The organism is Kitasatospora sp. NPDC088160, from assembly GCF_044741445.1.
In the GTDB taxonomy this organism is placed as follows: domain Bacteria; phylum Actinomycetota; class Actinomycetes; order Streptomycetales; family Streptomycetaceae; genus Kitasatospora.
In genome coordinates this window covers 80,141-97,742 of the sequence record NZ_JBIUSS010000005.1, presented here as the reverse complement: position 1 = coordinate 97,742, position 17,602 = coordinate 80,141, and the positions used below count along the sequence as shown (strand labels likewise).

The 17,602-nt window shown below is 72.8% G+C and carries 18 protein-coding genes; 9 read left to right on the top strand and 9 right to left on the bottom strand.

What is annotated here, in order from left to right:
* Nucleotides 1–140 precede the first annotated feature (140 nt).
* Nucleotides 141–962, top strand: a complete 822-nt coding sequence (locus ACIOGZ_RS09220; RefSeq protein ID WP_363581452.1) for an integrase — start codon at nt 141–143, stop codon at nt 960–962.
* 87 nt (nt 963–1,049) lie between these two features.
* Here the strand turns inward: ACIOGZ_RS09220 and ACIOGZ_RS09215 are convergent, their stop codons facing one another.
* Nucleotides 1,050–2,000, bottom strand: coding sequence for a pirin family protein (locus ACIOGZ_RS09215; protein WP_400985440.1), 951 nt, complete (start codon nt 1,998–2,000; stop codon nt 1,050–1,052).
* Between the two features lie 126 nt (nt 2,001–2,126).
* Nucleotides 2,127–2,630: an SseB family protein gene (locus tag ACIOGZ_RS09210; RefSeq protein ID WP_063348360.1), complete on the bottom strand. Its 504-nt coding sequence runs from the start codon at nt 2,628–2,630 to the stop codon at nt 2,127–2,129.
* Nucleotides 2,631–2,844: 214 nt separating this feature from the next.
* Here ACIOGZ_RS09210 and ACIOGZ_RS09205 point away from each other — a divergent pair, with 214 nt between their 5' ends.
* Nucleotides 2,845–4,674: an acyl-CoA dehydrogenase gene (locus ACIOGZ_RS09205; RefSeq protein WP_363581448.1), complete on the top strand. Its 1,830-nt coding sequence runs from the start codon at nt 2,845–2,847 to the stop codon at nt 4,672–4,674.
* Nucleotides 4,675–5,073: 399 nt separating this feature from the next.
* Entirely contained in the window at nt 5,074–6,384 is a 1,311-nt protein-coding gene (locus ACIOGZ_RS09200) for a M18 family aminopeptidase (protein ID WP_363581446.1), read from the top strand.
* A 66-nt stretch (nt 6,385–6,450) separates the two neighbouring features.
* Here the strand turns inward: ACIOGZ_RS09200 and ACIOGZ_RS09195 are convergent, their stop codons facing one another.
* Nucleotides 6,451–8,280 (bottom strand): NHL domain-containing thioredoxin family protein, encoded by a 1,830-nt coding sequence (locus tag ACIOGZ_RS09195; RefSeq protein ID WP_363581444.1) that lies wholly within the window; start codon nt 8,278–8,280, stop codon nt 6,451–6,453.
* A 123-nt stretch (nt 8,281–8,403) separates the two neighbouring features.
* Here ACIOGZ_RS09195 and ACIOGZ_RS09190 point away from each other — a divergent pair, with 123 nt between their 5' ends.
* Nucleotides 8,404–8,658 (top strand): hypothetical protein, encoded by a 255-nt coding sequence (locus ACIOGZ_RS09190; RefSeq protein WP_363581442.1) that lies wholly within the window; start codon nt 8,404–8,406, stop codon nt 8,656–8,658.
* Nucleotides 8,659–8,691: 33 nt separating this feature from the next.
* On the opposite strand, the gene ACIOGZ_RS09185 is transcribed toward ACIOGZ_RS09190, so the two are convergent.
* Nucleotides 8,692–9,201, bottom strand: a complete 510-nt coding sequence (locus ACIOGZ_RS09185) for a GNAT family N-acetyltransferase (RefSeq protein ID WP_363581440.1) — start codon at nt 9,199–9,201, stop codon at nt 8,692–8,694.
* Between the two features lie 91 nt (nt 9,202–9,292).
* Between ACIOGZ_RS09185 and ACIOGZ_RS09180 the strand changes: the two genes are divergently transcribed.
* The 3 genes from ACIOGZ_RS09180 to ACIOGZ_RS09170 all read left to right on the top strand — a co-directional run bounded on the left by ACIOGZ_RS09180 (nt 9,293) and on the right by ACIOGZ_RS09170 (nt 11,033).
* Nucleotides 9,293–9,781, top strand: a complete 489-nt coding sequence (locus ACIOGZ_RS09180) for an LURP-one-related family protein (RefSeq protein WP_363581438.1) — start codon at nt 9,293–9,295, stop codon at nt 9,779–9,781.
* A gap of 121 nt (nt 9,782–9,902) precedes the next feature.
* A complete protein-coding gene (locus ACIOGZ_RS09175) occupies nt 9,903–10,325 on the top strand; it encodes a DUF350 domain-containing protein (RefSeq protein WP_400327416.1) in 423 nt (140 codons plus the stop codon).
* Nucleotides 10,326–10,463: 138 nt separating this feature from the next.
* Nucleotides 10,464–11,033, top strand: a complete 570-nt coding sequence (locus tag ACIOGZ_RS09170; RefSeq protein WP_363581434.1) for a GNAT family N-acetyltransferase — start codon at nt 10,464–10,466, stop codon at nt 11,031–11,033.
* Nucleotides 11,034–11,108: 75 nt separating this feature from the next.
* Here the strand turns inward: ACIOGZ_RS09170 and ACIOGZ_RS09165 are convergent, their stop codons facing one another.
* Genes ACIOGZ_RS09165 through ACIOGZ_RS09155 form a run of 3 tightly spaced genes read right to left on the bottom strand, consistent with a single transcriptional unit; the run spans nt 11,109 to nt 12,900 of the window.
* The gene (locus ACIOGZ_RS09165; RefSeq protein ID WP_400985437.1) at nt 11,109–11,513 is read right to left on the bottom strand and encodes a PIN domain-containing protein; all 405 of its coding nucleotides are present in this window, start codon (nt 11,511–11,513) and stop codon (nt 11,109–11,111) included.
* Nucleotides 11,510–11,785 carry a PhdYeFM domain-containing protein gene (locus tag ACIOGZ_RS09160; protein WP_363621209.1) on the bottom strand — a complete coding sequence of 92 codons (276 nt, stop codon included), beginning with the start codon at nt 11,783–11,785 and terminating at the stop codon, nt 11,510–11,512. The genes ACIOGZ_RS09165 and ACIOGZ_RS09160 overlap by 4 nt, the downstream gene beginning before the upstream one ends.
* 59 nt (nt 11,786–11,844) lie before the next feature.
* Entirely contained in the window at nt 11,845–12,900 is a 1,056-nt protein-coding gene (locus ACIOGZ_RS09155) for an aldo/keto reductase (RefSeq protein ID WP_363621211.1), read from the bottom strand.
* 225 nt (nt 12,901–13,125) lie between these two features.
* Here ACIOGZ_RS09155 and ACIOGZ_RS09150 point away from each other — a divergent pair, with 225 nt between their 5' ends.
* Both ACIOGZ_RS09150 and ACIOGZ_RS09145 read left to right on the top strand, forming a co-directional pair.
* Nucleotides 13,126–14,124 (top strand): NAD(P)/FAD-dependent oxidoreductase, encoded by a 999-nt coding sequence (locus ACIOGZ_RS09150; protein WP_400985435.1) that lies wholly within the window; start codon nt 13,126–13,128, stop codon nt 14,122–14,124.
* A 163-nt stretch (nt 14,125–14,287) separates the two neighbouring features.
* The gene (locus ACIOGZ_RS09145) at nt 14,288–15,208 is read left to right on the top strand and encodes a class I SAM-dependent methyltransferase (protein WP_400985433.1); all 921 of its coding nucleotides are present in this window, start codon (nt 14,288–14,290) and stop codon (nt 15,206–15,208) included.
* A gap of 45 nt (nt 15,209–15,253) precedes the next feature.
* Here ACIOGZ_RS09145 and ACIOGZ_RS09140 read toward each other — a convergent pair whose 3' ends face one another.
* Together ACIOGZ_RS09140 and metG are read right to left on the bottom strand one after the other, a co-directional pair.
* The gene (locus ACIOGZ_RS09140) at nt 15,254–15,565 is read right to left on the bottom strand and encodes an ArsR/SmtB family transcription factor (protein ID WP_400985432.1); all 312 of its coding nucleotides are present in this window, start codon (nt 15,563–15,565) and stop codon (nt 15,254–15,256) included.
* Between the two features lie 183 nt (nt 15,566–15,748).
* Nucleotides 15,749–17,482, bottom strand: coding sequence for a methionine--tRNA ligase (gene metG, locus ACIOGZ_RS09135; protein ID WP_400985430.1), 1,734 nt, complete (start codon nt 17,480–17,482; stop codon nt 15,749–15,751).
* Between the last annotated feature and the right edge of the window lie 120 nt (nt 17,483–17,602).

Sequence of the window (17,602 nt, the reverse complement as noted above, 5' to 3'; positions counted from 1 at the left end):
CCTGATTGGCCGAATTGTCCGGTCGCTATTCGACGGTATGACCGGATTGCCCCGGCTGCCACCGGGCGGCGGGGACCGGCCCGCGCCACACCGGCGCAGGGGTCTGGGCGCGGGCCGGGGGCGGCGGCCACACTGTCGGGATGCAGCTACAGCTCGCAGGGGAAGCACGGCGGCCGGACCGCGAGAGCGAGGACTTCGCGGCGGCCTCGCCGGAGGCGCTGGTACTGCTGGACGGTGCGAGTTCGCCGGCCGGCCTGGAGTCCGGGTGCCGGCACGGAACCGCCTGGTACGTCCGCCGGTTGGGCGTGCACCTGCTCGCCCGGCTCACCGACCGGGTGGACCGCTCGATCGCCGAGTGCCTGGCCGACGCCATCGTGGAGACGGCCGCGCTGCACGGCGGCCGCTGCGACCTGGGCCACCCCAACACCCCCGCGGCCATGGTGGTGGCGGCCCGCCGGCACGGCGAGTCGCTGGAGTACCTGGTGCTCGGCGACTCGCTGCTGGTGCTGGAGTACAAGGACGGACCGCCGAAGGTGATCGGGGACAACCAGCGCTTCCCCGGTGGGGAGGAACTGCGCCGGCAGGTCTGGGCGACCGTCCCCGGCTCGGCCGAGCGGGCCGCGCTGCACCTGGAGTACGCGCTGGCCGTCCGGTCCGCCCGCAACCGGGGCAACGGTCCGTGGATCGCCGCGGCCAGCCCGAAGGCGGCCGGGCACGCGGAGACCGGCTTCGTCCGGCTGGAGCGGCTGCACGCGCTGGCCGCGCTCACCGACGGCGCCTCGCGCTTCACCGAGCGCTTCGGGCTGGGGAGTTGGGCGGACGCGCTGCGGCTGCTCGCCGAGTCCGGTCCGGGCGAACTGATCGCGCAGGTCCGCGAGGTCGAGCGGGCGGACGCCGCCTGCGAGCGCTGGCCGCGCGGCAAGGCGCACGACGACGCCTCGGCCGTCTACGCGCTGCTGTAGCGCGTAGACGGCCGAGGCGCCGGGGGCGGTGCGGTCACCGAGCTGGTGCCGTCACCGAGGGCGGTGCGGCCGCCCGGGATGGTGCCGTCAGTCGATCGGGTGGCCGAACCGGCCGGACTGGAAGTCCCGCATGGCCTGCTCCAGTTCGCGGTGGCTGTTCATCACGAACGGCCCGTACCAGGCGACCGGTTCGCGGATCGGCTGCCCGCCGAGCAGGATCACGTCCAGGTTGGGGTGGCGGGAGTCCTGCTTGGTGTCGGCGGTGATGGTGATGGTGTCGCCCTCGCCGAACACGGCCGCCTGCCCGGTGCGGACCGGGCGGCCCTCGGCGCCGACGGTGCCGTCGCCGTTGAGGACGTAGGCGAGCGCGTTGAAGTCCGGCCGCCACGGCAGGGTGACCTGCGCGCCCGGGGTGATGCTGGCGTGCAGCAGGGTTATCGGCGTGTGGGTGACGCCCGGGCCCCGGTGGCCGTCCAGCTCGCCCGCGATCAGCCGCAGGATCGCGCCGCCGTCCGGGGTGGAGAGCAGCTTGACGTGGCCGCCGTGGATGTCCTGGTAGCGCGGGGCGGCCATCTTGTCGGAGGCCGGGAGGTTGACCCACAGCTGGATGCCGTGGAACAGGCCGCCGGTGGCCACCAGCGACTCCGGCGGGGTCTCGATGTGCAGGATGCCCGAGCCGGCCGTCATCCACTGGGTGTCGCCGCCGCCGAGGTGGCCGCCGCCGCCGTGCGAGTCCTTGTGGATGAACTCGCCGTCGATCAGGTAGGTGACCGTCTCGAAGCCGCGGTGCGGGTGCCAGGGCGTGCCCTTGGGCTCGCCGGCGGCGTACTCCACCTCGCCCATCTGGTCCATCATGATGAACGGGTCGAGGTACTTGGTGTTGATCTTGGCGAAGGCGCGGCGGACCGGGAAGCCCTCGCCTTCGAAGCCCTCGGGTGCGGTCGCGACGGTGAGGACCGGCCGGGCGCTGGTGGCGGCGGGGTCCGGGGTGGCGACGCGCGGCAGGGTCAGCGGGTTGTCGACGGTCACGGCGGGCATGTCGGCCTCCTTCGGGGGGTTCCTCTGGCCTACGTCCACGAGGTTAGTTCAATTCTCAACAACAAGCAAGTTGAAAGTTGAACCATATGGCGACGAAGGAGCGCGGGGCTCCTCCTCCAGGATGGGTCAGCCGTACATGCGGCGCATGGTGAAGTCGACCATCTGCTCGACCGCCTTGGCGTCGAACACCATCCGGTGCTCGCCCTCCATGTCCAGCGCGAAGCCGTAGCCGGTCGGCAGCAGGTCCAGGACCTCGGCGCCGGTGACGGTGAAGTGCTTGGAGTCCTTGCCGGCGTAGCGGCGCAGCTCCTTCAGCGAGCTGAACATCGGGATCACCGGCGTCGGCGTGTTGTGCAGCGCCAGGAAGCCGGGCCGCTCGCCGCGCGGGCAGTGCACCTTCGAGGTGATGAAGATGGCCTGGAAGTCCTCGACCGCCATCGAGCCCGTGGTGAACGCCCGGACGGCGTCCGCCAGCGACGGCGGGGAGGGTTCGGGGTAGAGGGACTGCTGGGACGCCTGCGACTGCGCGCCGTAGGCGTCGGGGCCGGGCATGCCGTTCATGCCCGGCTGCGGACCCGCCTGCTGCTGGTAGGGGTCGCCCGGGTATGCGTTCTGGTCATATCCGTACACACGGACAGGCTATCGGGAGCGCACCCGCCCGTGCGGGCGTCGATCCTGACAAGGACTGGTCGTCCCGACTTGTGGGACGTGACCACGTTCATAGCGGATTCACCGCCAGGGGCTTGCCCAAGTTACCGCTGGGTAGCATCATGATGCGTACTGGTGGGTACGGGGCGCCCGAACGCGGCGGTCTCCCGGAAGCGACGAACCGGAGAAAACGGCCATGGGTCACTACAAGTCCAACCTGCGGGACGTGGAGTTCAACCTCTTCGAGGTGTTCGGTCGCGAGCAGGTCTACGGCTCCGGACCGTTCGCGGACATGGACGTCGAGACCGCGAAGAACATCCTGAGCGAGATCTCGCGCCTCGCCGAGAACGACCTCGCCGCGTCCTTCACCGACACCGACCGCAACCCGCCGGTCTTCGACCCCGAGACCAACACCGCGCCGGTCCCGGCCACCTTCAGGAAGAGCTACCAGACCTACATGGACGCCGAGTGGTGGCGTCTGGGCATCCCGGAGGCGATCGGCGGCCAGGTCACCCCGTCCTCCCTGATCTGGGCCTACGCCGAGCAGGTCCTGGGCTCCAACCCGGCCATCTGGATGTACTCCTCCGGCCCCGCCTTCGCCGGCGTCGTCCACGACGAGGGCACCGAGGAGCAGAAGAAGGTCGCCCAGCGGATGACCGACCGCCTCTGGGGCGCCACCATGGTCCTCACCGAGCCCGACGCGGGCTCGGACGTGGGCGCCGGCCGCACCAAGGCGATCAAGCAGGAGGACGGCTCCTGGCACATCGAGGGTGTGAAGCGCTTCATCACCTCGGGCGAGCACGACATGTCCGAGAACATCATCCACCTGGTGCTGGCGCGCCCCGAGGGCGGCAAGCCCGGCACCAAGGGCCTGGGCCTGTACATCGTCCCCAAGTTCGACTTCGACTGGGAGACGGGCGAGCTGGGCGAGCGCAACGGCGCCTACGCCACCAACGTCGAGCACAAGATGGGCCTCAAGGCCTCGAACACCTGCGAGATGACCTTCGGCGCCAAGCACCCGGCCAAGGGCTGGCTGCTCGGCGAGAAGGTCGACGGCATCCGCCAGATGTTCAAGATCATCGAGTTCGCCCGGATGATGGTCGGCACGAAGGCCATCGCCACCCTCTCCACCGGCTACCTGAACGCCCTGGAGTACGCCAAGGAGCGCGTGCAGGGCGCCGACATCTCGCAGTTCCTGGACAAGACCGCCCCCCGCGTCACCATCACCCACCACCCGGACGTGCGCCGCTCGCTGCTCACCCAGAAGGCCTACGCCGAGGGCATGCGCGCGCTGGTCCTGTTCACCGCGTCCGTCCAGGACGACATGGTGGCCGCCGGCCTGCGCGGCGAGCGCGACGAGGCCGCCGAGCGCCTCAACGACCTGCTGCTGCCGATCGTCAAGGGCTACGGCTCCGAGAAGTCCTACGAGCAGCTCGCCCAGTCCCTGCAGACCTTCGGTGGCTCCGGCTACCTGCAGGAGTACCCGATCGAGCAGTACATCCGGGACGCCAAGATCGACACCCTCTACGAGGGCACCACCGCGATCCAGGGCCAGGACTTCTTCTTCCGCAAGATCGTCAAGGACGGCGGCCAGGCGCTCACCGCGCTGTCCGAGCAGATCCAGAAGTTCCTCGGCGCGGCCGAGGGCGGCGACGCCCTGGCCGCCGAGCGCGAGCTGCTCGCCAAGGCCGTCGGTGATCTGGACGCCATCGTGGGCAAGCTGCTGGCCGACCTCACCTCGGTCGAGCAGGACGTCAAGAACATGTACAAGGTGGGCCTCAACACCACCCGCCTGCTGCTCGTCTCCGGCGACGTCGTCGTCGGCTGGCTGCTGCTGCGTCAGGCCGCGGTGGCGCTGGCCAAGCTGGAGGCCGGCGCCTCGGAGAAGGACGTCCCGTTCTACCAGGGCAAGGTCGCGGCGGCCCGCTTCTTCGCCAAGAACGTCCTGCCGACCGTCGCCCCGCAGCGGCTGATCGCCGAGGGCATCGACAACGAGATCATGGACCTGGCGGAGGAGGCCTTCTGAGGCCCTCGCCCCACCCGTCACCCGCCGCGGTGCCCCCAGGGGTGCCGCGAGGGGCGTGACACCTCTCCGACCGCCTGACAGCACCCTCACGTCGAAGGGCCCGGCTCCCGCCGGGCCCTTCGACGTTGCGGCCCGTCCGCCCCGCACCCGTCGCCGAGTTCGCCCGTTTCGCACCCGTTGTTCGGGGGCCTCAGGCGCCGGGCCCGGCATGGCGATGACCGTCCGCGACCGGCGCGGATCTCTGGGTGTACGGAGTTCGGCAAGGCGTCACTTCACGGTTGTGTCCTCGTTCTGCATCCGTTGGGAGGTTCCGAATTCCCTGTCCGTGTACGGGCATATGCTCAAGGTGCGAAGCCGACTCCCCATCCGGCTTCAGCCCTCCCTCGACTCAGGAGCAGTATGTCGACCGCCGCCGCCCGCCAGGCATTCTTCGACCGGACGCACAGCGACGATCTGATCGCGTTCCTCGGCACCTCGCCGTCCCCGTACCACGCGGTCGCGAGCGCCGCCGAGCGGCTGGAGAAGGCAGGCTTCCGGCAGGTCGCCGAGACCGACGTCTGGGACGGCGCCGCCGGCGGCCGTTACCTGATCCGGGGCGGCGCCCTGATCGCCTGGTACCTGCCGGAGAGCGCCCGCCCCGAGACCCCGTTCCGGGTGGTCGGTACCCACACCGACTCGCCGAACCTGCGGGTCAAGCCGGTGCCGGACACCGGCTCGGCCGGCTGGCGCCAGGTCGCCGTGGAGATCTACGGCGGTGTCCCGCTGAACACCTGGCTGGACCGTGACCTCGGGCTCTCCGGCCGCCTCGCGCTGAAGGACGGCAGCTCGCGGCTCGTCCAGCTGGACGAGCCGCTGCTGCGGGTGCCGCAGCTCGCGATCCACCTGGACCGCCAGGTCAACGACGGCATGAAGCTCGACAAGCAGCGCCACCTCACCCCGATCTGGGGCCTCGGCCCGGTCGACGAGGGCTCGCTGATCTCGTACGTCGCCGAGCGCGCGGGCGTGGACGCCGCCGACGTGGCCGGCTGGGACCTGATGACGCACGACGTCCAGCCGGCCGCCTACCTGGGCCGCGACCGCGAGCTGCTGGCCGGCCCGCGCCTGGACAACCTGCTGTCCGTCCACGCCGCCACCGCCGCGCTGGCCGCCGTCGCCTCCGCCGAGGACGCCGCCGACCTGCCGTACATCCCGGTGCTGGCCGCCTTCGACCACGAGGAGACCGGCAGCGAGTCGGACACCGGCGCGCAGAGCCCGCTGCTCGGCAACGTCCTCGACCGCACCGTCCACGCGCGCGGCGGCACCCCGGAGGACCGCGCCCGGGCGCTGGCCGGGACGATCTGCCTCTCCTCGGACATGGGCCACGCCGTCCACCCGAACTACGCCGAGCGGCACGAGCCGGGCCACCACCCGCTGCCGAACGGCGGGCCGATCCTCAAGGTCAACGTCAACAACCGCTACGCGACCGACGGCGTCGGCCGGGCGGTGTTCGCGGCCGCCTGCGAGAAGGCCGGCGTGCCGTGGCAGTCCTTCGTGTCCAACAACGCGATGCCCTGCGGCACCACCATCGGCCCGATCACCGCGGCGCGCCTCGGCATCAAGACGGTGGACTGCGGCATCGCGGCGCTGTCCATGCACTCGGCGCGCGAACTGTGCGGCGCCGAGGACCCGTACCTGCTGGCCAGCGCGATCAAGGCGTTCCTGGAGGGCTGATCCCCCCTCAACGGCGAAGGGGCCCGGCGGAGTACGCTCCGCCGGGCTCCTTCCACGCCGGACGGGCTACTCCAGGCCGGCGAGCACCAGCGGCAGCCGGCGCGCGCCGTCGGCGACCAGCTTCACCGGCACGCCCCAGTCCTGCTGGTGCACGTGGCAGGCCGGGAACTCGATCTCCGGATCGTCGTCGCAGGACGCGGCCATCGCCGAGACGTGCAGCACGCCCTCGGCGACCTCCTCGGAGAGGACCAGCTCGCGCGAAAGGTCGCTGTCCGCGCCCGCTCCGGAGACCAGCAGCTCGGGCGGGGTCGCGCTGACCAGCAGCCGGGTGGACGGGCCGTACCGTTCGTCCAGCTTCTGGCCGCTCGGCGCCGAGAACACCACGTCCAGCCGGAGCGCGCCCGGCGCGACCTCGGTGGCCGCCCGCCGGGTGCGGTGCGCGACCGACTCGACCCGCACCGCCTCCTCCGGCAGCCGCAGCCTGGTCAGCCGGTGCCGGGCCGACTCGACGACCACGATGTCCCCGTCCACCAGGACCGCGCCGGACGGCTCGCGCAGGTCGGTGGCCAGCGTGGTGACCTCGCCGCTCGCCGGGTCGAAGCGGCGCAGCGCGTGGTTGTAGGTGTCGCTGACCGCCACCGAGCCGTCCGGCAGCACGGTGACGCCCAGCGGGTGCTGGAGCAGCGCCTGCGCGGCCGGGCCGTCCCGGTGGCCGAAGTCGAAGAGGCCGGTGCCGACGGCGGTGTGGACCGTCCCGGTTCCACGTGCCCCCTCCGATCGGCTGAGCCAACGGATCGAGGAGGTCTCCGAGTCGGCCACCCACAGCCGCTCGCCGTCCGCCGAGACCGCCAGACCGGACGGCTGGGCGAACCAGGCCTCACCGACGGGCCCGTCCACCAGGCCCTCGTTGGTGGTGCCGGCCGCGACGCCGACCGTGTCGGCGGCCGGGTCGTACGCCCACAGCTGGTGCACGCCGGCCATCGCGATCCACACCCGGCCGTCGAACCAGGCGACGTCCCAGGGCGAGGAGAGGTCCACCTCGCGGGCCGGGCCCTCGGTCGCCGAACCCTGCCACCACTGGCGGCCGGTGCCCGCCAGCGTGGTCACGGAGCCGTCCGCCAGCCGCACCCCGCGCAGCGCGTGGTTGACGGTGTCGGCCACGATCACGTCGTAGTCCGAGCCCTCCGGCAGCAGTGCCAGCCCCTGCGGCTCGCTGAACCGGGGGCTGGTGCCGTCCACCAGGCCGCGCTGCCCGTCGCCGATCCGGCGGACCACCGTCTCGCCGTCCTCGGCCAGTTCCACCAGCGAGTGGTGGCCGGAGTCGGCGACCAGGAAGTGCCCGTCGGGCAGCCGGACCGCCTTGCCCGGGAACTTGAGGTCCCCCGCGGTCGGCTCCGGCGCCACGTACGGGCCGTCGCCGCGGCGCAGCGTGCCCTTCGCCGCGTGCTCGGCCTCCAACTCCTCCACCAGCCGCGCGATCGCGTGCGCGTGGCCCTCGCCCGCGTGCTGGGCGACCACGTACCCCTCCGGGTCGATCACCACCAGCGTCGGCCAGGCCCGCACGGCGTACTGCTTCCACGTCGCCAGCGCCGGATCGTCCAGCACCGGGTGGTGCACCTCGTACCGGGCGACCGCGTCCACCACGGCCTGGTGGTCCGCCTCGTGCACGAACTTCGGCGAGTGCACCCCGACGATCACCACGGTGTCCCGGTGCTTCTCCTCCAACTCCCGCAGCTCGTCCAGGACATGCAGACAGTTGATGCAGCAGAACGTCCAGAAGTCCAGGACGGTGATCTTGCCCCGGAAGTCGGCGAGCGTCAGCTCCTTGCCACCGGTGTTCAGCCAACCGCCTGCCCCGACCAGTTCGGGGGCGCGTACACGTGCACGAGATGCCATGCCTGTATCCAACCGCATCGTGGTCGGGCGGCATTCCGGGGCGGCGGTCGTGGTGGGGGCGCGGTCGGGGGTGGTGGGCGTGTCGGAGGGGTGGGGGCCGGGGTTCGTGCTGTCGTTGGCCGCATGATCACCTCACCCCTGCTCCGGTCGGCCCTGACGGTCGCGACCGCTGTCCTGCTCGCCACCGGTGCCGGCGCCGCTTCGGCGGCGGCCGCCCGGCCCGGTCCGCGTGACGTCACCGCGGAGCAGTGCCAGGACGCCGGGGGGTGGGTGGAGGGCTCCGGGTACTGCGTGGGGGCCGAGGGCGACGACGACTGGGGGCAGCCGATCGACGGGCAGGCCATCAACCCGCATCCGGCGCCGGGCGAGGAGGACTGAGGGCGCCAGGGCCGGGTCCGGGTCAGGGCCGGGTCAGGGCCGGGGGAGTTCCGCCTGCCAGCGGGTCTCGCCGTCCTGCTGCTCGCCGGTGGGGGTGAGGCCGAGGGCCCGGGCGACGGCGGCGGAGGCGTGGTGGTCGGGGTGGATGTGGGCGGTGACGGTGCTGACGCCGGTGGCGGCGAGGTGGGAGAGCAGGGCGCGGGCGGCCTCGGTGGCCAGGCCGCGGCCCTGCCAGGGGGTGCCGACCACCCAGGCGAGTTCGGCGGCCCCGGGGCGGACGGTGGTCTGGACGTAGCCGGTGAGGCGGCCGTCGGCGCGCAGCCGCAGCGCCCAGTTGCCCCAGGTCTCGGCGGGGTCGGGGGAGCCGGCGGCGAGCCGGGCGTAGCGGACGCGCAGGTCGTCGGCGGTGGCCGGGGAGCCGCCGGTGAAGGCGTGCAGGGCGGGGTCGGCGAGGGCGGCGGCCAGCTCCTCGGCGTGCTCGGGGCCGATCGGGAGGAGGTCGAGGCGCTCGCTGTGCAGCGGGGCGGCGGGGTGGGGACGCATGCCGCCATTGAACGCCCGTGTGTGGCGGTGCTTCCCGGCGGGTGGGGGGATCGGGTCGAATGGGGGTCACGTCGACACGGAGGAGGCCGCTGTGCGGTACCTGGTCAGGGAGAAGCTGTTCGCGGTCGGAGACGACTACTGGATCGAGGACGACCGGGGCCACAAGGCGTACCTGGTGGACGGCAAGGTGTTGCGGCTGCGGCACACCTTCGAGCTGAAGGACGCGCACGGGCGGGTGGTCGCGGTGGTGAAGGAGAAGGCGTTCACCGTCCGCGACGCGATGAAGATCGAGGACGCCGACGGCGAGGTGATCGCGACCGTCCGGGAGAAGCTGTTCACCCCGTTCCGCGACAAGTACCTGGTGGAGCTGGCGTCCGGCGGCGAGCTGAAGATCCACGGCAACCTGATCGACAAGGACTACCGGATCGAGAACCACCACGGCGACGACCTCGCCCGGATCTCCCGCAAGTGGTTCCGGATCCGGGACACCTACGGCGTGGAGATCGCCGACGGCGCCGACACCGGCCTGCTGCTCGCGATCGCCGCCTGCGTCGACCACCTGGTGCACGAGGAACACTGATCCCCACTGACGTCAGGGGTCCTGCTTCCCCGGTCCGCCGCCCGCCCCGGTGGGGTATCTTTTGCCAACCCTTGACCAGGCCGGTCGGGGATCGGCGAGCGGACCGGGGGCTGGGACCACGATGGACGACATCCTGCACGGGCTCGGCGCGGCAGCGGCCTACGGAGCCCTCGGGGTGGTGCTGCTGCTCCTCGGCGTCGGCCTGGTGGACCTGTTGACGCCCGGCAGGCTCGGCCACCAGATCTGGGTCGAGCGCAACCGCAACGCCGCCGTGCTGCTCAGCTCCGCGCTGCTGGGCATCGGCGGCATCGTCTTCACCGCGATCATGTACACCTACGCGGACTTCGCCAAGGGCCTGGTCTCGACCGCCTGCTACGGCCTGCTCGGGCTGGTGCTGATGGCCGTCGCCTTCTGGGCGGTGGACCTGCTGACGCCCGGCAGGCTCGGCGCGATCCTGGTCGAGCCGGAGCCGCACCCGGCGGTCTGGGTCTCGGCCAGCTGCAACATCGCGGTCGCGGCGGTGGTGTCGGCCGCGATCGCCTGACGGCCCGCCCGAGCGCCTGGGCGCGCCCGGCCGCGTTCGGCTGATGGAGCGTCGGCCGACGGCCGGCGGTGGCGGCGAGGATCCGGCCGGGGTCGCCGACCTGCTGCGGCGGTGGGGCCCGGCCGGTAACGTACCGGCATGGCTGACCTTGAAGAACGCGCCAACGTCGTCGCGTCCGGCTCGCGGCAGGCCGGGGCAGGGGTGTCCGTCCGACGGCGCCGCGTCACCGACCTCGCCGACTGCGTCCGGGTGCTCGGCGACGTCCACGCCACCGACGGCTACCCCGCCGACTGGCCCGACCGCCCCGCCGCCTGGCTCACCCCCGGGGGCCTGCTCGCCGCCTGGGTCGCCGAACTGGACGGCCGCCCGGCCGGCCACGTGGGCCTCTCCCGCAGTGCCCCCGGCGACGTCGCCCCCGGCCTGTGGAGCCGCCGCACCGGCGGCCGCCCGGAACTCACCGCCGTGATCGGCCGGCTCTACGTCGCCCCCACGGCGCGCGGCCACCGGATCGGCGCACAGCTGGTGGCGTCCGCCGTGGCGCACGCGCGGGCGCTCGGCCTCCACCCCGTCCTCGACGTCCTCGCCACCGCGGCCCCGGCGAACGCCTGCTACCGCCGCCTCGGCTGGACCTGGCTCGGCAGTGGCGAACAGCAGTGGGCCGCCGACCGCACGGTCGTGGTCCACTGCTTCGCCGCCCCGAGGGAGTAGCCGGCTCCCCGCGGGCGGCCGGTGGCGGCGACCCGTCCGGAAGTGGCGGCGGCACCACTGGAGCGGGGCCGTTCGTCACACGGGGATGACGTCGACGCCCTGCTCCAGGCCGACGAAGTCGCCCGCGTTCCGCGTGTAGAGCGGCAGGCCGTGGGCGGCCGCGGTCGCCGCGATCATCAGGTCCATGCGGCGGGGGCGGGGGTCCCGCCTGGCCTGGATCGTGAGGGCGACCAGGGTGCCGAACCGCCGAGCTGCCTCGCGGTCGAAGGGGAGGGCGGCGAACTCCGCCTCCACGTCCGCGAGTCGCTGGGCCCTGGCCATCATCTGCACCGGGTCCTTGGCCATGGCGACGCCCTGGGCGAGTTCGGCCAGCACGATGGACGACAGCGCGGCATCGGCCGGCAGGAGCTGTGGATCGATCTGCGGCAGATCGATCACGACGCAGGTGTCGAGCACTCCGCGTCGGCGTCGCTCGGTCACTTCCGCTCCCACGGGTCGTCGCCGCCGATCCGGTCCTCATCGCCGTAGAAGGCGTCGGCTTCCGCGCGCATCTGCGTCGCGTCGACCGCCGGCGCGTTCCGCCACTTTCGCTGGAGTTCCTCGACGGGGACGAATCGGCGGCGACTGCTGATCGGCCGGACTTCGGCGATCTCGGTGCCGTTGCGAGTGATGTGGTAGATCTCGCCGGCTTCGACATCGTCGAGCACGGCCTTGGACCGCGCTGCGAGTTCGCGCTGCGTGATGGTCTTCATGGGGCAAGTGTATCGCGCCGTAATGCACCGTGTCGCACTGGCGGGGGAGACCGGTTCGGCTATCCGGCCGGGCGGTCCGCGGTGGGGCGGCGGCGGAGGGCGGGGGTGGTGACGGACGGGGGCTGCCAGACGCCGTCGGGGTGGTAGACGTCGGTGCCGGGCGGGACGATGGCGTCGATGCGGTCCAGGGTGGCGTCATCGAGGACCAGGTCGGCGCCCTTGAGGGCGGCCTCCAGCTGGTCGTGGGTGCGCGGGCCGAGGATCACCGAGGTGACGGCGGGGTGCGCCAGCGGGAAGGCCACGGCCAGTTCGGGGAGGGTGCGGCCGAGGTCCCCGGCGAGGGCGGTGAAGGCCTCGACGGCCTCCAGCTTGGCCGCGGTGGTGGGCAGCGTCGGGTCGAAGCGGCCCGGGTTGATGGTCGGGCGGCCGGTGGTCAGGTCGGCCGGGCGGTCCTTGCGGTAGCGGCCGGTGAGGAAGCCGGAGGCGAGCGGGCCCCAGGTCAGTGCGCCCATGCCGAGCCGCTGGACGACGGGCAGCACGTCGCGCTCCACGCCGCGGGCGAGCAGCGAGTACGGCGGCTGCTCGGTGCGGAAGCGCGGCAGGGCGCGGCGCTCGGCGACGTGGTGCGCGTCGACGATCTGTTCGGCGGGGAAGGTGGAGCAGCCGAAGGCGCGGATCTTGCCGGAGCGGACGAGGTCGCCGAGGACGGACAGGGTCTCCTCGACGTCGGTGGTGTGGTCCGGCCGGTGGATCTGGTAGAGGTCGATCCGGTCGGTGCGCAGCCGGCGCAGGCTGTCCTCGACCGCCCGGAGGATCCAGCGCCGGGAGTTGCCGCCGCGGCCGCGGCCCTCGCCCATCGGGAAGTGCCCCTTGGTGGCGAGCACGATCTCGTCGCGGTCGCCGCGGGCGGCCAGCGTCCTGCCGACGATCTCCTCGGACTCGCCGGCCGAGTACATGTCGGCGGTGTCCACGAAGTTGATGCCCCGGTCGAGCGCGGTGTTGATGATCCGGGCGCAGTCGTCGTGGTCGGGGTTGCCGACGGAGCCGAGCATCATCGTGCCGAGGCAGTAGGTGCTCACTTCGATGCCGGTGCCGCCGAGGACGCGGTATCGCATGGTGCTGCTCCCCCTGGTGGTGGGTCGGTGGTGCGTCAGAGGCTAGGAGTTGGAGTGCACTCCATGGCAAGGGTCGGTCCGGATCCCCGTCCACCGGGGGGAGTCCGGGCCCGTGGCGCGGAGCGGGCGGGCGGTGGCCGGTCGGGGTGCATCGTTTGCGGAAACGGCAACAAAGCTTGCCGATACGGCCGGTCCGGTCGCAGCCTGGCGGTGGAGGTGAGCGCCATGGGCGACACGATGAGGACGGCAGGGCCGACGGCCCCCCGGGACGACTACGACGCGGTGGTGGTCGGCGCGGGTGCGGCCGGGCTGAGCGCCGCGCTGGTGCTGGGCCGGGCCCGGCGCCGGGTGGCGGTGGTGGACGCGGGCCAGCCGCGCAACGCCCCCGCCGCCCACATGCACGGGTACCTGAGCCGGGACGGCATGCCCCCGGCGGCGCTGCTGGAGGTCGGCCGGGCGGAGGTCGCCGGCTACGGGGTCGACCTGATCGACGCCCGGGCCGACCACGTCGAGGTCGTCGCGGACGCCGAAGGCGCGGGGACGGGCTTCGCCGTCCACCTGGCGGGCGGCCCCGTGCTGCACGCACGCCGGGTGGTCGTCGCCACGGGTCTGCGCGACGGGCTCCCGGAACTCCCGGGCCTGCTCGAACGCTGGGGCCGCGACGTGCTGCACTGCCCGTACTGCCACGGCTACGAGGTCCGCGACCGCCCGCTCGGCGTGCTCGGTACCGGCCCGGGCGCGGTCGACCAGGCGCTGCTGCTCCGGCAGTGGTCCGCGGACGTCGTCCTGATCACGCACACCCTCACGCCGACCGGGGCCGAGCGGGAGCGGCTCGCCGCCCGCGGCGTCCGGGTCGTCGAAGGCCGGATCACCCAGCTGGTGACGGACGCCGACCGGCTGCGCGGCGTGGAACTCGCCGACGGCCGGGTGGTGCCGCGCGAGGCCGTGTTCGTCTTCCCGCAGCCGGTGCCCCGGGACACGCTGCTGTTCGGCCTGGAATGCGCCCGGGACGAGAGCGGCTGGGTCACCACCGACCGGGCCGGCCGCACCAGCGTCCCCGGCGTCTGGGCGGTCGGCAACGTCGCCGACCCGCGGGCGCAGGCCGTCGTCGCCGCCGGGATGGGCGCTGCGGCGGCGTTCGACCTCGACCACGACCTCGTCGCGGAGGAGATCGGACGGGCGGTCGCCGAACACCGCGCGTCCGGCGCCGCCGTTCCCGCCTGAACGGGGGAAGCTCCCCCGGCACCTTCGTCCGGCGTCACCCGTTCGCCCGCGTCACCCGTTCGCCCGCGTCACCCGTTCGCCCGCGTCACCCATCCGCCCGCGTCGCCCGTTCGACCGGCGTCACCCGTCCGACCTTCCGTCATCCGCGATCGGAGAACCCGCGATGTCCGAACATCAGCACCAGCACCAGCACCAGCACCAGCACGGCCAGGGCCACCAGCACGGGCACCACCACGGCGACGTCCCCGCCGCCGACTTCGACTGGGACGCCCTCGCCGCCCACCTGGAGCGGGAGGCCGAACTGCGCGCCCCCGCCATCACCGGGGCCGCGCAGTGGCTGCGGTCCCTGCACGCCGAGCCCGGCGGGGTGCGGCGGGTCCTCGACGTCGGCAGCGGGCCCGGGGTGATCGCCGGACTGCTCGCGGACGCCTTCCCCGAGGCCGAGACGGTCGCCGTCGACCAGTCGGCCGCCCTGCTGGAGCGCGCCCGAGCCCGCTCCGGCGGCCGTCTGAGCACCCAGCAGGCCGACCTGCCCGCCGAGTTCGGCAAGCTCGGCGAGGCCGACCTGATCTGGTCCGGCAACGCGATCCACCACCTCGGCGACCAGCAGGCCGCCCTGACCTCCCTCGCCGCGACGCTCCGGCCCGGCGGCCTGCTGGCCGTCGCCGAACGCGGCCTGCCGCTGCGCTACCTGCCGCGCGACTTCGGCCTCGGCCGGCCCGGCTTCCAGGCCCGGCTCGACGCCGTGCACGAGGACGGCTTCAGCACCATGCGCGCCGAACTGCCCGGCGCCATCGAAGAGGTGGAGGACTGGCCGGCCATGCTCACCCGCTCCGGCCTGACCCCCAGCGGCACCCGCACCTTCCTGATCGACCACCCGGCCCCGCTCGCCCGCCCCGCCCGCGAGCACCTCCACACCCAACTCGCCCGTCTGCGCGACCAGCTCGCCGACAACCTCGCCCCGGAGGACCGCACCACCCTCGACGCCCTCCTCGCCGAGGACACCCCCACCGGCATCCTGAACCGCCCGGACGCCTTCTTCCTCTCGGCCATGACCGTCCACACCGCCCGCAAGGCCGGCTGACGGCCGCAACCGCCCCGGCCGCAGCAGAGGCCTACAGGCAGGGGCCTACAGGGTGTGGCCGAGAGCGGTGATGAGGGCGGCGATGCGGGCCTCGTCGCGGCGGTAGTGGGTCCACTTGCCGATGCGGGTGGCGCGGACGAGGCCGGCGCGCTGGAGTTCGGCGAGGTAGGCGGAGACGGTGGACTGGGCGAGGCCGGCCTTGGCCTGGATGTGGCTGACGCAGACGCCGACCTCGTGCGGGTCGGCGACCGCTTCCTCCAGGGGGAAGTGGCGTTCGGGTTCGCGCAACCATGCCAGCAGTTGCAGGCGCGTCGGGTTGGCGATCGCCCGCAGGGCGGTGACCAGGTCAACATCCATGGCTGGAAGCGTACCGGCGTGTGACAGCAGGGCCTCGGCGAGCCGACGCCGGTCAGTGGGGCAGTGCGGTGCCGCCCGGTGGGGTGCCGATGACCTGGGCGAACCATCGGTGATGGTGCGTCAGAGTCACCCCGGTGTCAGGCGGGTGGCGGGCGGCCCGGGCCCCGGGCCGCCCGCCGGGGCTCAGCCCTCCTGGCCGCCGAAGCGGGTGGTCCAGGCGGCCAGGTCCTCGTCGGTGATCTTGGCGAACAGCACCGGCGGCACGGTGAACGCCGTCCCGGCCGGCACCAGGTCCAGTGCCCGCGCCTGCTCCGGGCCGACCCAGGACAGGCCGGCCGCCGGAGCGTCCTCGGGCAGGGCGAAGGCGCCGCGCATCGCCGCCGCCGCGGTCGGGATGAACGGCTCGGAGACCACCGCGTACAGCTGGATCAGGTTCATCGCGGTGCGCAGGGTCAGCGCCGCCGCGTCCGGGTCGGTCTTCACCTGGAGCCAGGGCGCCTTCTCGTCCAGGTACGCGTTGCCAGCGCTCCACAGCGCGCGCAGAGCCTGCGCGGCCTTGCGGAAGTTGAGCCCGTCCAGCTGGGCCTCGTACTCGGCCAGCAGGGCGGCGATCTGCTCGCCGAGGCGCTGTTCGGCCTCGCCGGGCGCGTGGCCGGCCGGGACGGCGTCGCCGAAGCGCTTGCGGCTGAAGGTGAGCACCCGGTTGACGAAGTTGCCGAGGGTGTCGGCGAGGTCCTTGTTGACGACGGAAGCGAAGAGGTCCCAGGTGAAGCTGGAGTCGTCCGACTCGGGGGCGTGCGCCATCAGGAAGTAGCGCCAGTAGTCGGCCGGCAGCAGTTCCAGGGCGACGTCGGTGAAGATGCCGCGCTTCTGGCTGGTGGAGAACTTCCCGCCGTAGTACGTCAGCCAGTTGAAGGCCTTGACGTAGTCGACCTTCTTCCACGGTCGGCGCGAGCCGAGGATCGTGGCCGGGAACATCACGGTGTGGAACGGGACGTTGTCCTTGGCCATGAACTCGGTGTACCGGACGCTGTGGTCGGCCTCGTACCACCAGGACTTCCAGTCCCGGGCCTGCCCGGCCGGGGCCGCGTCCGCCCACTCCTTGGTGGCGCCGATGTACTCGATCGGGGCGTCGAACCAGACGTAGAACACCTTGCCCTCGGCCGCCAGCCCCGGCCAGACGTCGGCCGGCACCGGGACGCCCCACTCCAGGTCGCGGGTGATCGCGCGGTCCTGGAGGCCCTCGGTGAGCCACTTGCGGGCGATCGAGGAGGCCAGCACCGGCCAGTCGTCGCCGTGGGCGGCGATCCACTGCTCGACCTCGTCGGTCAGCTCCGACTGGAGCAGGAACAGGTGCCTGGTCTCCCGGACCTCCAGGTCGGAGCTGCCGCTGATCGCCGAACGCGGCTCCAGCAGGTCGGTCGGGTCCAGTACCCGGGTGCAGTTCTCGCACTGGTCGCCGCGCGCCTTGTCGTAGCCGCAGTGCGGGCAGGTGCCGACGATGTAGCGGTCCGGCAGGAAGCGGCTGTCGGCGTTGGAGTACACCTGCCGGATCGCGCGCTCCTCGATGAAGCCGTTGCGCTGGAGTTCGCGGGCGATCTCCTGGGTGATCTCGCGGTTCTGCGGGGAGGAGCTGCGGCCGAAGTGGTCGAAGGACAGCCCGAAGCCGTCGTACACCGCCTTCTGCGCGTCGTGCGCCTGGGCGCAGAACTCGGCGACGGGCAGCCCGGCCTCCTGCGCGGCCAGTTCGGCGGGCGTGCCGTGCTCGTCGGTCGCGCAGATGTAGAGCACCTCGTGGCCGCGCTGGCGCAGGTAGCGGGAGTAGACGTCCGCCGGGAGCATCGACCCGACCATGTTGCCCAGGTGCTTGATCCCGTTGATGTACGGAAGGGCGCTGGTGACCAGGTGCCGAGCCATCCTCGGATGCTCCGATTTCTCCCGCACGCGCACCCCACCCGGAGTGCTGTGCCAGGCGCAGGGGTCCACTGTGGGCTGCCAAGCCTACCGCCGCCGGGCCGGGAGGGCGGTGCGGCTCAG